General features: G+C 62.2%; 12 protein-coding genes and 1 pseudogene. 8 read left to right on the top strand and 5 right to left on the bottom strand.

The annotated features are described in order from the left end of the window. Positions 1–83: 83 nt before the first annotated feature. Both AC0L6G_RS11150 and AC0L6G_RS11145 read right to left on the bottom strand, forming a co-directional pair. Complete coding sequence (locus AC0L6G_RS11150) at positions 84–338, bottom strand: RNA polymerase sigma factor (RefSeq protein ID WP_293825565.1); 255 nt, start codon at positions 336–338, stop codon at positions 84–86. After that, positions 335–739 carry a HEPN domain-containing protein gene (locus AC0L6G_RS11145; protein ID WP_473252220.1) on the bottom strand — a complete coding sequence of 135 codons (405 nt, stop codon included), beginning with the start codon at positions 737–739 and terminating at the stop codon, positions 335–337. Before AC0L6G_RS11145 ends, AC0L6G_RS11150 begins: the two co-directional genes overlap by 4 nt. A 204-nt stretch (positions 740–943) precedes the next feature. Between AC0L6G_RS11145 and AC0L6G_RS11140 the strand changes: the two genes are divergently transcribed. From AC0L6G_RS11140 to AC0L6G_RS11130, 3 genes are all read left to right on the top strand, one after another. Then, positions 944–1186, top strand: a complete 243-nt coding sequence (locus tag AC0L6G_RS11140) for a helix-turn-helix domain-containing protein (protein WP_473252218.1) — start codon at positions 944–946, stop codon at positions 1184–1186. Between the two features lie 298 nt (positions 1187–1484). Continuing rightward, entirely contained in the window at positions 1485–1973 is a 489-nt protein-coding gene (locus tag AC0L6G_RS11135; RefSeq protein WP_473252217.1) for a hypothetical protein, read from the top strand. Between the two features lie 59 nt (positions 1974–2032). Next, positions 2033–3204, top strand: a protein-coding gene (locus AC0L6G_RS11130; RefSeq protein ID WP_114150060.1) for an IS3 family transposase whose coding sequence is annotated in 2 segments (ribosomal slippage) — positions 2033–2306 and positions 2306–3204 — 1173 coding nt in all. Because the reading frame shifts where the segments join, the coding sequence is not laid out codon by codon here. A 28-nt stretch (positions 3205–3232) separates the two neighbouring features. Here the strand turns inward: AC0L6G_RS11130 and AC0L6G_RS11125 are convergent. Beyond that, positions 3233–3567 (bottom strand): annotated as a pseudogene (locus tag AC0L6G_RS11125) (transposase); the annotation flags it as partial. Positions 3568–3902: 335 nt separating this feature from the next. Here AC0L6G_RS11125 and AC0L6G_RS11120 point away from each other — a divergent pair. The 3 genes from AC0L6G_RS11120 to AC0L6G_RS11110 are packed head-to-tail and all read left to right on the top strand — an operon-like array spanning position 3903 to position 6305. Beyond that, positions 3903–4514, top strand: a complete 612-nt coding sequence (locus AC0L6G_RS11120) for a helix-turn-helix domain-containing protein (RefSeq protein ID WP_293825569.1) — start codon at positions 3903–3905, stop codon at positions 4512–4514. Beyond that, complete coding sequence (locus AC0L6G_RS11115; RefSeq protein WP_293825571.1) at positions 4515–5735, top strand: type II toxin-antitoxin system HipA family toxin; 1221 nt, start codon at positions 4515–4517, stop codon at positions 5733–5735. It begins immediately after the preceding gene. A gap of 18 nt (positions 5736–5753) precedes the next feature. Beyond that, on the top strand, positions 5754–6305 hold the full coding sequence (locus tag AC0L6G_RS11110; RefSeq protein WP_473252215.1) for a hypothetical protein: 552 nt from the start codon (positions 5754–5756) through the stop codon (positions 6303–6305). 105 nt (positions 6306–6410) lie between these two features. Here the strand turns inward: AC0L6G_RS11110 and istB are convergent, their stop codons facing one another. Beyond that, positions 6411–7139, bottom strand: coding sequence for an IS21-like element helper ATPase IstB (gene istB / locus AC0L6G_RS11105; protein WP_003170613.1), 729 nt, complete (start codon positions 7137–7139; stop codon positions 6411–6413). After that, positions 7126–8637, bottom strand: coding sequence for an IS21 family transposase (gene istA, locus AC0L6G_RS11100; RefSeq protein ID WP_164952576.1), 1512 nt, complete (start codon positions 8635–8637; stop codon positions 7126–7128). Before istA ends, istB begins: the two co-directional genes overlap by 14 nt. A gap of 51 nt (positions 8638–8688) precedes the next feature. On the opposite strand from istA, the gene AC0L6G_RS11095 reads away from it, so the two are divergent. Together AC0L6G_RS11095 and AC0L6G_RS11090 are read left to right on the top strand one after the other, a co-directional pair. Then, on the top strand, positions 8689–9249 hold the full coding sequence (locus tag AC0L6G_RS11095; RefSeq protein ID WP_473252214.1) for a tetratricopeptide repeat protein: 561 nt from the start codon (positions 8689–8691) through the stop codon (positions 9247–9249). Positions 9250–9414: 165 nt separating this feature from the next. Beyond that, positions 9415–13845 carry an NACHT domain-containing protein gene (locus AC0L6G_RS11090; RefSeq protein WP_473252213.1) on the top strand — a complete coding sequence of 1477 codons (4431 nt, stop codon included), beginning with the start codon at positions 9415–9417 and terminating at the stop codon, positions 13843–13845. The last annotated feature ends 206 nt before the right edge of the window (positions 13846–14051 follow it).

Raw genomic sequence — 14051 nt, 5'->3', positions numbered from 1 at the left:
CTGCTCCCCACTCCGAAATTGAGGGTCGATAAGGCCAAGCTTGTCAGACAATGCCGGCGCAAAGCCTATCCTGCCCTAGACCCTCACGAGCCTTCAGAAGCCTCTCCACCGTTCGCATCATCGACGGCTCGGCTTAGGCGTACGAGCGCCGCCGCCAGACGCGTTTCGACCACTCTTGTCTCGATGCCCAAGTGCTCGGCAATCAGCTCCAAAGGCATTTCGGCGAACCGATGGAGGACGAAGAAATCGCGGTATCGCCGGGGCAGTCGCTGCATCGCCCGAATAAGAATCTGTCGTTCCCGGGCTTCCTCAGTGGAATGCGATGGCGGACCGCTCATCGATCTGTCCCGTGGTCGATCTCTATCGCAGCCTCCACGGCGCTCAGAAGGTCGCAAATGGCCTGATCGGCAGCATCAGGTGGGAGCGGGAGGTCCGGCTTTACGCCAGAGCGCAGGGCACCGGAGCCATAAAGCGGACTGAGCACCGCTGCGAGTTCGGTAATGCCGTCAGGGACGCCCTGGAACCCCAGCATCCGGACGCAGCGGAGCGCTTTGCTGACATCGTGACGGAGCCAGACGCGGGTCCAGTCATCAGAGAAGCCGCGATGCAGGAGATAGGCTTTGAGGCCCAGTTCGATGGCGATGGCGGAATGATAAGCCGACTGGGCACCTACGCGGTCCTCATCGGTCCAAGCCATCGCGTGGAAGCCTCGGGCGTTACGGACGAAGGCGATGGCCAATCGGCGCTGGGGAGGGCGTCGCCGCCACTTCCGGTTTCCAGACGGTATCCGCTGACGCTTAGGCATGCGTGACCTCCCGCGCAGCCGCCCGGTCGCTCAGAACATGCTGAGCGGTGGAGTTTCGGAGTATTTCAGTTAGAGTTCAGCGGAATTCGCCGACTTAGTCAACGGAATTCCGCAACTAGTCGGAGGTTTTCTCTAAGAATGATAAATCCTGCTCAAATTCGCATGGCTCGCGCTGGCCTCGGCATAAGCGTTCGAGTGTTGGCAGAACGATCCAGTGTGGCTGAATCCACCATCCATCGCTTTGAAGCTGGGCGAGGTGGGATGCAGACAGGCACACTCGACCGCCTCCAGGCAGTTCTCGAAGCTGACGGTGCCGTCTTCGTGTCAGCCGATGCCATGGGTGGGCCGGGAGTTCGTTTGAGACTCGCAGAGGTGAACTAGGCCGACCACTCCAGCAACCGGCCTTCAGCACGAGAGCTAGAATCGTGTATTCCATCGAGCCAACAGGCCGTCTCCCTCAAGGGTCAACCTGTCAGGTCTGGCGGACGGCAGGACTGCCGGAGGAACCTAGGACGCAGCCTGTCGCGAAGATGGGCGGATGCGCAAGGCGAGGTGAAACGAGCTAATAGGCCGGACGGCGTGGTGCGACCGGTGGAGCAAGTAGTTTGGTCCGCAGCGTGCGATGCCTTGAAAGGGTTTGTCTGTAGGCAGATTACCCTGCTCATGCTGAAATCGCCGCATGACGAAGGTGCCCTCTCCGAAAGACGTGGATCTCGTCAGAGCGGTCAAAGCCTCCATCGACAATGGATACCGGCTGCTTGAGGAAACCGACGATCTGGAGTTCCGAAGCCCGCCAGCGACTCGCTATTTCATGGCGATGATCGCACAGGAGGAATTCGCAAAGGCCTTCCTTCTCTATTTGGTCAAAGAGCGCATCGCGCCGTTTAACGCTGGAGTTCGGCGAGCCCTGAACGACCACAGCTGCAAGCAGCTCACCGGCATGATCATGGACTACATGATCATGCACTGGGATGAGATCGAGGAACTCCAAGCCGCCATCCGATCAGACTATGAGCATGGCGACAGACTGCCGAACGAAGTCGGAAGCGCTCTCGAAATCCTCTGCTACGAGAAGATCGAAAACTGGACAGGTCGGAACTGGGTGTGGGGTGAAGCCCCAGCTTACGACCAAAACGCGCTCCGCGTGGCGGAAGTGATCCTCCCTTGATCCTCCCTCGGTTTGGTGGACACCCATGCTAGCTTTTCGGAGCTGGAGAGGAGTGTCTGATGAGTGTTCAACGCCGGAACTTTCCGGATTCTTTCAAGCGCGAGGCCGTTGACCGCGTCGCCAACGGCGGCCTGAGCGTCGGGGCGGTGGCCCGCGAGCTTGGGCTGCACGAGACGGTGCTTCGTCGATGGATGACGCAGTTCGGGGTGCAGGCGACGGGGGCGTCGCGGCGCCCCACAACGCAGGCGTCGTCCCCGTCGCCGTCGGATCTGGCGGCGGAGGTGGCCCGGTTGCGGCGAGAGAACGGTCAGCTGCGGATGGAGCGGGACATCCTAAAAAAAGCCGCGCTCATCTTCGGAGCGGCCTCCCGATGAAGTTCGGGTTCGTCGATGAGCATCGTCAGGTCTGGCCGGTTCGCGTGATGTGCGCGGTCCTGGGCTTGTCGGCCAGCGGTTACTACGCCTGGCGCGGTCGCCCCGAGAGCCAGCGGTCTGTCGCCAATCGCGAGCTGACCGAGGATATCCGGCTGATCCATGCGGAGAGCAGCGGCTGTTACGGCTCGCCGCGCGTTCACGCCACCCTGCGGCGGCATGGGCGTCGGGTCGGTCGATCCCGCGTGGAGCGGCTGATGCGCCGCGCCGGCCTGCGGGGCTTGGCGGCCTTGCCGCGTCGCGCCCGGACGACGAACAGCCGCCACGGTTATCCCATCGCGCCCAACAGGCTGGCCCGGAACTTCGAGGCGGCGGCGCCCAACCAGGTCTGGCTCGCCGACCTCACCTACATCCCGACCGGCGAAGGCTGGCTCTATCTCGCCGCCATCCTCGACCTGCACACCCGCAAGATCGTGGGCTGGTCCATGCGCCAGACCCTGCACACCGAGATCGCCCTCGACGCCCTCAACATGGCCGTCGAACGTCAGCGCCCCGCGCCCGGCCTGATCCATCATTCGGACCGGGGCATCCAATACGCAGCCGAAGCCTATCGATCAGCCCTGGCCCGATCCGGCATCACCCCGTCGATGAGCCGAAAGGGCGACTGCTGGGACAATGCCCCGATGGAGAGCTTCTTCCACACCCTCAAGACCGAACGCGTTCATCACCGCGTCTACGCCACCCGAGACCAGGCGCGGCGAGACCTGTTCGGATACATCGAGGGCTTCTACAATCCCCATCGCCTGCACTCAGCACTGGGCTATATCAGCCCCGCTGAGGCCGAGCGCAAAGCGGCTTAACCCCGTCCACTTTTACGGGGGAAGATCAGGCCCGCCGTTCGCTCATCTCGTAGGCCGACTGCAGGTGCGCCGCCGCCTCTCGATGCGCAGCGGGCGTCACCACTTTTTTCCCAGCAGATCCTTCAGCGCGACGTTGTCCAGCATCGAGTCCGCCAGCATCCGCTTCAGCTTGGCGTTCTCGTCTTCCAGCGCCTTCAGCCGCCGGGCCTCCGACACGTCCATGCCGCCATACCTGGCCTTCCACTTGTAGAAGGTCGGCGAGCTCAGCCCGTGCTTCCTGCACAGGTCCGCCACCGGAACACCGGCCTCCTGCTCGCGCAGGATCCCGATGATCTGCTCTTCTGTGAACCGTGATCGCTTCATTCTGTCCGTCCTTTCAAGGGGCGGACTCTAGCTATTCCTGGAGGAGTTTCAGGGGGTCACGTCACTGCGCCTACGCCTGATGACATGAAAGCCGACCTAGACGAGCTGAGACCTTCCGTATTCAGGTTGCCAAGCGCGGAAGGGATCAAGCGAAGGTTCGCGAGGCTCTGGAGGAAGCGCCCAAGGCTCAGGTGTTTGGCTAGGTTCGCTTGTGCCTATCAGCTCATGTGATATATAAAAACATATCAAACGTCATTTTGATATGTTTTTATATATCAAAACTTGACACTTCATCCTCCGTGTGATATGTAATACGGCATCAAAGGATTTGTTTGATGCGGGATAATATATCGAAGTTGTATAGCCTTGAACAAATAGCCAGCGCGCTCAAAGAGGCTCGCCACACCAAAGGATGGAGTCAGCGTGAGCTGAGTGCTCGTTCGCGCATTGCCCAACCGCAGATTTCGCGGTTTGAAAATGGCGATGTCGACATGCAGCTGTCGAGCCTGATCGAGTTGGCCAGGACGCTCGATCTCGATCTCCAGCTTGTCCCCCGCTCAGCCGTTCAAGCGGTCGCTGCGGTCGTGAAGGAGCGCGAGGGGGAGGCCGAAGAGGCGGCGCTACGCAAAACGCTCAAACGCCTTATCCAGGTGGTCAGCACCTTTGAGCAGACGCACCCTCATCTGACGAGCATTTTGCACCTCAAGGATGCGGCGCTCGAAGTCGAGGAAATGGCTTATATCCTCGTCCCGAAAGCGGCCAATCAGGTGATCGGCGGCGTTGCTCAACGTCTCGAAGATTTAGCAACGACCAAAAAAAGGTCGCCTGCCCGGTTCTCCCGCGACATCAAGGCCGCAACCCACGAGCTGCGCACCCTGCGCAACATCGCCGTGCACGGCCAAGGCCTCAAGCAGATGCCAGCCTATAGCCTCGATGAGGAGGACTAGATGGCCGCTGACGTTCTTGAAGTTCTCCTTGGTGGCAGACCGATTGGCGCACTCACCGCACTCAACGGGGACCGTTCGGTGTTCTCGTTCGCGGATGAGTATGCCGATGACGCCGCGCGGCCGACGCTCAGCCTCTCGTTCAAAGATGCGCATGGCGGCCTGATCCGCGACTTCAACCACCAGCAAACCCGGCTGCTGCCGTTCTTCTCGAACCTGCTGCCGGAAGGATCGCTACGCGACTATTTGGCGAAGCGCGCCAATGTAAAGGTCGTGCGGGAATATCCACTGCTCGAAGTGCTTGGGCCGGATCTACCCGGCGCGGTCACTGTCCGCCCGGCTGGGGCGGGGACGGTTGACGATGAGGAGCTGCCGGAAGCTGTCGAGGCGAAGCCGGGGAAAGGCCCGCTTCGCTTTTCGCTGGCGGGCGTGCAGCTCAAGTTCTCAGCAGTCGAAAAGGCGCGGGGCGGGTTGACCATCCCGACGAGTGGTGCGGGCGGTGACTGGATCATCAAGCTGCCTTCGACGCGCTTTGCCGGCGTATCCGAGAACGAGTTCTCGATGATGAAATTGGCAAGCGGGATGGGCATGGATGTGCCGGAAGTCCGCCTCATGCCGCTGGATGAAATCGAAGGCTTGCCCGACGGGATCGGCAAGATCGAGGAGGGTGCCTTCGCTATCCGTCGTTTCGACCGCACGGGTGATGGCGGTCTGGTTCATATCGAGGACTTCGCCCAGGTCTTCGGCATCTATCCCGAAGACAAGTATGGAAAGGGCAGCTACCGCTCGATCGCACGGGTGCTCTGGATCGAAACGGGCGAGGCGGGCATCCGCGAGTTCATCACGCGGCTCATATTCAACACCCTCATCGGCAATGCCGATATGCACCTCAAAAACTGGTCGCTCATCTACCCGGATGGCCGGACGCCGCAACTCGCTCCAGCCTACGATTTCCTGTCGACGACGGTCTACATTCCCGACGACAGCATGGCGCTACGGTTTGGCCGCTCCAAGCTCATGACCGATCTGAGCATCGACGAAATCACCTACATGGCCGCCAAGGCGGGGCTCCCGGAAACCTTGGCGCGGACGGCGGCGCTCGAAGCCGTCGAACGCTTCCGGGATGTTTGGCCGCGAGAGCGGGCAAACCTTCCCGTCTCGAAGGATGTAGCGGCAGAGATTGAACGGCTGCTGGCGGCGGTGCCGATCGCCAGCGGTCGATAAGCGGGCGCTGGGGGCGACATGCTGAAATGGCTGTTCGGAGCCAAAGAGGGTTCAGCTGAGACGGCCACGCGCGCCTCAGCCGGTCGCCGCATTCGGCGACAAACTCTGGACGACAGCCTCGGCAGCATTGTCCATATCCCTGAGCTGAAGTTCATCGGTCACTGTGTCCGGTCACCGAATGGGTGCTACGCGCTCCTCTGGCGGGACGGCAACGACGAAGGGACAAGGGGCGGGGCCAGAGAATCGGGCTTGGGCCGCTACTATCTCATTGATGGCGATGTCGTCGTGGCTGAGGGTCAGGTCGAGCGGCCTAACAGTGGCCATGTTGCGGACAACGGCACTTTCACCCTCAACGACTGGCAGTTCACCTCCGCGCTCTGTGGGAGGTTCCTCGCCTTCCGCGCGGACGGTAGCCCGATCATCGCCCGTGATTTCGCGGCGAACATCTATGAGAGCGGCTTGTCACCAGACGGGCGTTTGGCCACCTGCCAAGCGTGCAATGCGCCAAACTCTGTCAATCGGCGTCTAAAAGGGACCCCCTATCGGCGTGCAATAGGGACCCCCTTTTGAGGTTCGGGATGGACGTCACGAGCGCACCGCTTGCGAGGGTTGGGGCGTAGGGAGGGCGTAGCCCGACCGGAGGCTCAACCCTCGCCTGGCGTTCTTCGTGGAGGGTTAGCTGCGGTGTTTGAAGCGCCAGCTGTCGTTGCCGGTCTCGACGATGTCGCAGTGGTGGGTGATGCGGTCGAGCAGGGCCGTGGTCATCTTGGGATCGCCGAACACGGTCGGCCATTCGCCGAAGGCGAGGTTGGTCGTGACGATCACCGAGGTCCGCTCGTAGAGCTTGCTGATCAGGTGGAACAGCAGCTGGCCGCCCGAGCGGGCGAACGGCAGGTAGCCAAGCTCGTCGAGGACCACGACGTCGAGGCGGCAGAGGTGAGCAGCCAGCGCACCGGCCTTGCCCAGGCGGGTCTCCTCCTCGAGGCGGTTCACCAGGTCGACGGTGTTGAAGTACCGGCCACGCGCCCCGGCCCGCACGACGTTGGCGATGATGGCGGTGGCCAGGTGGGTCTTGCCCGTGCCGGTCCCGCCGACCAGCACGATGTTGCGCCGGTTCGCCAGGAAGGCGCCGCTGTGAAGCGAGCGCACCAGCCCCTCGTTGATCGGCGTGTCGTCGAACACGAAGGCGTCGAGGTCCTTCACGGCGGGCAGCCTGGCCGCCGCCATCCGGTAACGGATGGAAGCCGCATGCCGGTGGGTCGTCTCGGCGCGCAGCAGGTCGGCGAGGATCTCCATGGTCGTGCGCTTGCGCTGCAGGCCCGTGGTGACCGCCTCGTCGAAGGCTCCGGCCATGCCCTTGAGGCCCAGGCCGGTCAGGGCCGCCATCATCTCATGCCGCTGCATGCATGCCTCGCAAGCTGTCGTAGCGGTCGCAGTCCGCCAGAGGCGGATGCCGCAGCGCCAGGTCATCGGGCGTGACGATGCTCAGCGGCCGGGGCGGTTCGCGCCGGCGCGCCAGGATGTTGAGGATGACGTCGTCGCTGACGGTCCCGGCGGCGAGCGCCTCGCGCGCCGCGGCCTCGACCGGCTCCAGGCCGTCTTCCAGCACCGCCGCCAGAACCCGCACGAACCGGCGATCGGCTTCGTCGCCCGCACCCAGCTTGCGCCTCAGGCGGGCCAGCCCCGGCGGCAACTCCCAGTCCTGGAACGGCGCGCCATTGCGCAGGGCTCCGGGCTTGGTCGCCAGCACCGGGAGGTAGTGCCAGGGATCGTAGAGGGTCCGGTCACGACCGAAGAACCGGCGATGGTCGGCGACGACCTCACCCTCGCAGCGCACGACGATCCGGTCGGCATAGGCGCGGACCTGCACCGTACGGCGCCCGGCCTTCGCCATCACCGAGTAGCGGTTACGGTCGAAGCTGATCAGGCAGGTCCCCGTCACCGCGTGCTCGCTCTCGTGGAAGCCGTCGAACGGGCCCAGCATCGGCTGCAGCGCCGGCCGCTCGGCGGCCAGGGCCTGAGCAACCGTCAGCTCTTTCTGCTCGGGGTGCTGACGCAGCTCGCCCCAGCGCCGGCACTCCGCCTCCAGCCAGCCGTTCAGCTCCTCCAGGCTGGTGAAGCGCAGGCGCGGCTGGAAGAACCGTCCCCGGGCCGTCTGGACCTGGTGTTCGACCTGGCCCTTCTCCCAGCCCGCCGCCGGGGAGCAGGCCGTCGGCTCCACCATGTAGTGGCTCGCCATGACCAGGAAGCGCCGGTTGAACACCCGGTCCTTGCCCGTGAACACCGTCGTCACCGCCGTCTTCATGTTGTCGTAGATCCCGCGCGTCGGCACGCCGCCGAAGAAGGCGAACGCCCGCGCATGCGCGTCGAACAGCATCTCCTGGGTCTCGCGCGGATAGGCCCGAACATAGATCGCCCGCGAGGCGCACAGCCGCATGTGCGCCACCTTCACCCGCATCGGCTTGCCCGCGATCTCCACGTCCTCGTGGCTCCAGTCGAACTGGTAGGCCTCGCCCGGCCGGAACATCAGCGGGATGAACGATGGCGCGTCCGCCACGCCCCGGCGTCGCTTCAGCCGCCACCCCGCCGCGTAGCGCCGGACCGCGTCGTACGACCCGTCGAACCCCTCGCGCACCAGCAGGTCATGAACCCGCGTCATCCGCAGCTTCTCGCGCCGCGGCCGCGCCTCGTCCTCTTCCAGCAGCTCATCGAGCCTGGCCTGGAACGGCGCCAGCCTCGGCAACGGCTGCACCGCCCGCCGATAGGCGAACTCCGCATCCGGCTCCCGGATCGCCTTGCGCACCACCTTGCGCGACAATCGAAGGTCACGCGCGATCGCCTTGATCGCCTTCCCGGACGCAAACTCGCGCCGAATCCTCAACACCGTCTCCAACACCAACATCCCGAACTCGCCGCCTGACATCCGCCAAGCCGCCACCGTTAGACCTCAGGAATGAGGGGTCCTTATTCGACGCCGATCACACCGCTAACGGGGTCCCTTTTCCACGCCGATCCACAGCCAAACTCTGAGGATAGTTCGCGGCTGGTCATCTTCGACCTCGAAGCCGGGGTTGAGACAGGGAGCTGCGTGCCGGAATCGGGTTGGGCGGCCAGCTACGAGTTTCCGACGGATCGGCCCGTTGTGCGGCTGGTCTATCTCAAGGGTGAAGGCTTCGATTACGGCCTCGACGGCACGTTCCTGGAGCGAGAAAAATGGGTCGAGGCGTCCCTTGCCAAGGGTGACGTGTATCTCGTCCATCGCGTGCTGCGCGCTGCCGGCGACGTGCCGCCGCCGGATTTGGCGAACCGATGCGTGCTGAGCCTCGACAGTTTCCTTGTCAACGCAGGTGATCCCGACCCGCGCACGCGGGCCTTGGCATTAAAACTCAAAGGTTCCTGCCTTGAGGTCTTGGGCGACTATCCCGGTGCGCTGCGGAGCTACGATTTAGCTCTGGCGCTCGATCCGAAAATCGGTGTGAAGCGTCGCGCCGACCGGATGCGAAAGGAGCTCTAATCTCCCCAACGTCCGCTTTGCGCAAGGGTCCAGTTGCACCGCTTTTAACTCCCAGCGGACTTTCGGAAGGTCTGCTGTCGGGCATCAGTTCTAAGAGCATCCGATCCGTACATTTCACCTTGTATGGATATGGAACAAATGTTGAACGGGCGGTAAGCTTCTCGCATGAGCGTTGTACTTGCAGCTATCGTCACTGGAGCCCTGACATGGGCAGGCGAGCGGATCGTCGACAAGAGCCTCTCAGGGCTCAAAACCAAGCTTCGCGACTCGGCTGCAAAGGACGAACTGACCCAGATCGCGATCGCGGGCATCGAAGCCGGCATCGCAGTCACGCCCAGTATCGGTGAAGACCTTCGGTCTGAGACCTTCATTCACGGCGTTGTGGGGCCGATTGTCATCGATCGTCTCGGCGACCCGTCGATCGCTACGCCTTCTGCTCAGCTAGCGCAGCAATACATAGAGCGATTTGTTGCGCCCTGGGCGAAGGACGGCAGTCGCGACAATGCACTGACCCGCATCTTCCAGACGGATCGTGCGTCGGTCGAACGGTCGATGGAAGCCGTTGTCGACGCCATCAGAACCGGTCTGTTCGCTTCGGATCACTGGAAGGATGAAGGCAGAGATCGCACCATCGCCGAAACCTATCGAAAGGTTTCGGAACTTCACGACGTTCAGAGCCGGCGTGCCCATCCGAGCTCGGTCGACGTTGAAACCGCCAAGTCGGATTCGAAGGCTGCATCACAGGACCTTTTGGAGTGGCAGCGGACAATCGGTGGTCTCTTTATGGAACGCGCAGAGCTTGACCTGCTGGCCAATCGCATCCGAACTGAGCCGCGCGGTCGGACCTTGCTCGTCGGCGAGGCGGGCGCTGGGAAATCCGCCCTCCTCTCGGAACTGACCGAACGACTGCAAGCACAGGGCATGACGGTGTTCGCCGTCAAGGCGGACATGCTGCCCTCCGGCATCGCATCGATCGCCGATCTGTCAAATGCCCTGGGCCTGAAAGGCAACCTCGACGATGAGCTGAACCTGCTCGCTGCGTCCGCACCTGTGGTCTTTATCGTCGACCAGATGGACGCCGTGAGCGACGTGATGGACCGGACGTCACAGCGAATGAAGCTTCTGCTGCGCGTCGCCAACGGCTTCACGCGCGACAGGCGGTTCTTGGATGGCCCCCCCGTCCACGTCATTGTCTCGTCCAGGCCCTTCGAAGCGGCCCATGATGGCCGGTTTCAAAGCCTGGGCGCCGAGACGATCAAGCTTGGCCTTCCATCGAGTGAGAGCGTCAACGGTCTTCTCAAGGAGCTGGGGATCGACGCCGCCTTGGTAACGGAGGGTTTGAAGGAAACGCTGCGACGTCCGTTCGCTCTTCGCTTGTTTGTCGAACTCGTCGGGCGAGGGGTCGATGTGACGAAGGTCACGGCTTCGGAGTTGCTCAACGCGTGGCTGATCTCGGCGGATTTGGGGGATGAGCAGCGTAGGCCGACGGTCATGAAGCTTCTCGAACAACTCGCCGCCGACATGACGGAAACGGAGACCCTTTGGCGGCCCTCGGACACCTTTGATCTCACCTCATTCGCGGACGTGAAGATCGCTCAGGCCGCAGGCATCGTCATCCGGCAAGACGCCAAGCTTGGCTTCAGCCATCAGTCTTGGCTCGATGACTTCCAGGCAAAGGCCTTTTCGACGGGCGCGTCGGTCGCGACTTTCGCGTGGGAGAGACAGGACGGGCTTTTTGCCCGAGCCACCATCTTGAGAGCCCTGGAGCGCCTGCGACGACACGACGTCCATGCCTATGAGGCTGGCCTTGATCTTATGCTCGGCGAACCTCAGACGAGGAGACACCTCAAACACCTCGTTATTGATCTGATTTCGAGCCAAGACTCTCCGACCTTCCGCGAGCTGGCGTGGATTCAAAGAACCTTTCAGACCGACATGCCGCTCGCTCGTCGTGCCGTCGGGAAAGTGGCTGAACGGTGGGGGGGGTGGCGAGCGGCGATGCAAGGCTTGCTTCCCGCAATTCTCGCCAATCCAGAGCTCCGCTGGGCCTCCATCCGCTTCGTTCAAGCCGAGGCCAAAGTGGACGCCGATGGAGCGATCGAATTACTCAGCAGCCATTGGGCAACGTCAGAGCGCGATCTGGAACTGTTCGAAGCGTTCTGGCGCGCTAAACTCTGGAGCCCTTGGATCGCAAGGCGGTTCGGCGAAATCCTTGAACGTCATGACATCCAGGACTTTGCCGTCACGCACTACGTCAACGATCTGACAGAAGCCGGCCGGTTCGATGAAGCGGTGCAACTCGTCACGCTTTACCTGACGGCAAAACCCGTGGAGCGGCGGCAGAGACGACGGCTTCATGATCTCGACAAACTAGTCCAGGCGGCCCCCCAGAAACTGGCGGTGGCTTTGACGCCCTGGTTCATTTCCCTCGTGACCCCGGCGGAGGAAGCACCAGAAGACCGAACGGCGTTCTACAGCGCACACGCGTTGCCGTTCGATTGGGACAGGAACGAAGAGGGGGACAACGTCTTCACTGCACTAAGGCATGCGCTCGCGCTGTCGGCCAAAGCCGATCCTGGAGATACGCTGTCGCTGGTCCATAGCCTCGCCGCCTTACCCGTTGCCGAGACTCAAGCGCTTGCTGCGGAGACGCTGACCGAGAACCCGGAGGCCTTTGCGCAAGCTGGCTTGCAGTTTCTTCTCGATGACGCACGCCGGCTAGCGGTCGGAGAGGGCTACTTCGAAGATGAGACTGGTTGCGGCCGCCATGTTCACGGCTGGGCCTCCAAGCAGTTGATCAGCGCCATCTCCCCATACCTGGGTCCTGAGGAGCTCTCTCAACTTAAGGAGCTCATCGCGACTTGGGACCAGTATGCAGGAATCTCTGACGACTGGAGTGTGGCGGACAGAATGCATCGCCGCCGATGGACGGAAGATGCGCGGTTGGCGCTGCTTGAGCGCCTCCCCGAGAATCTCTTCACGGCCCGTGAGATGCGCCGAATTCGCGAATGGCGCGCTGGCCAGCCCGTCCTCAGACCTGGCCGTAGCATGGCCAGTTTCGTTGGTGCGCCGATGTCGACAGAACAGATGTCAAAGGCGACCGACAACGATCTGATGCGCCTTCTCGATGAATGCCATGACGGCACGGAGTGGGGAGATCGGAGAAATGGTCGCCGTAGGCACATTTCCAAGAGTGGCGGTGCAATCCAGGTCGGCCGAACCTTCGCCGCCTTGAGCAAGCAACAGCCGGAACGCGTCATAAGGCTCATAAGGACACGCCTTTCGGCCGAAAGACACCAACAGGCGGCTGGCAGTGCCGTTGGTGAAATGGCTGAGAACGTCGACGTGCCCGCCTCCGAGATCATCGATCTGATCCGCTTCCTGGATGCAAATGGGTTCGTCAGCGAGGACTGGCGCCGTGATGCCGCCTGGGCCTTTCAAAAGCTGGCGCGTCGTATGGGCGGGCTCGAAGGGAACGATCTCCAACTCATTGAAGGCTGGATCATCGACGACATCGACGTCGCTGCATCCAGAACGGCTCGCCGCCTTGAACTGGATGCCTTGAACAAGGAGCGCAACCACAAGCCTGATAAGGTCAGGGCGGCCTCGGCGGTCATTTTTGGAAATGGATTAGGCCGTGGCTTCGGTGTTTTGCCGCAGGGGAACTATGCACACCTGAGCGCGATCGCTGCCGGACTTCTTTGCCAAGACCCGGTCAACTGCGAGGCCTGGTTGGAGGTTCTAGAACGACACTCAGAACGAGCCGAGGACCCGCATATCTGGGAGACCGTGCTTGCCTACCATGGCAGCTACCTCTTCTGGGCTGACCGGGAACGTGTCGGTGCGCTGTTCAAGGCGCTCTGGGCAAAATTCCCGGACGCATTCTCCGTAACTGTGGGTGGTCAGCTTTGGAGCTATCGCGAGATGATTCCGGCCGAGGTCCAGACCGGCATGCTCGACCACTGGGCCGATACGGAAAACCAGATCGGGACGCAGGCGGCCGGCGAGTTCGGCATCGCTTCTCTACTGGTCGACGGCTCGGATTCGGTTCTGGCCAGCCTCGCTGAGGGGATCATGAATGCCGGACCGAGCGCCGGTCGCCTGGGAGGCCTGTTCGCCGCCGCATCGGCTTGGCGGCAGAACGCTGGCAGGCTGCGCGACAGCTCCCATGCCATTCTGATGCGGTTTGCTGGCACCGCGTTTGGCGATGAAGCGGAGGCCATCTCGACCGCCTTGGACGGAAGTCGAGTTCTACTGCCTGACCCAGAGACCGAGGCCATGCTAGGCGAAGCGTTGCAGAATGAAGCCTTGCTTGCCGCTGCGCTGAGCAATCGGTTCGCCGATGCGCTCCAAGTCCTTCTTCTGCATCCCGGTTTCGAGGAAATCGTGCTGACCATCTCGGAAAAGTGCGTTGACCGGTTGGTCGCCGAAGACACCGCGAGAAGAGGGCTCGACAGCGACTTCGTATCCATCGCCATCGCTCTTCAGCGCTCCCAAGGGGAACAAAGGGTCCGCGCCATGGACCTATACGAGCGCCTCCTCGACGCAGGCGCCCATGGTGCCGATCAAGCCGCTGCCGCATCCATTCGTCACTAGCAATCGATGAGCGGTGATCCCTATTCGCTTGCTAGCTTAACTTCCCGCTTCGATGTCGCTTTTGCAGAACGGTTTAGATGTCCGCGTTTGGCGCGTTTAAGACTTCAGATAGCTAGGGCGACGCAAGCAAAAATAGTTCTCAGTTTCGTCCACGGCGGCGCGCCACTTTCCCTGAAGATTTAAGTTTTCTGTTCGCCGGGCGCGTC

The organism is Brevundimonas sp. D3-1P, assembly GCF_055809335.1.
This window is presented reverse-complemented; position numbering and strand designations above follow the sequence as displayed.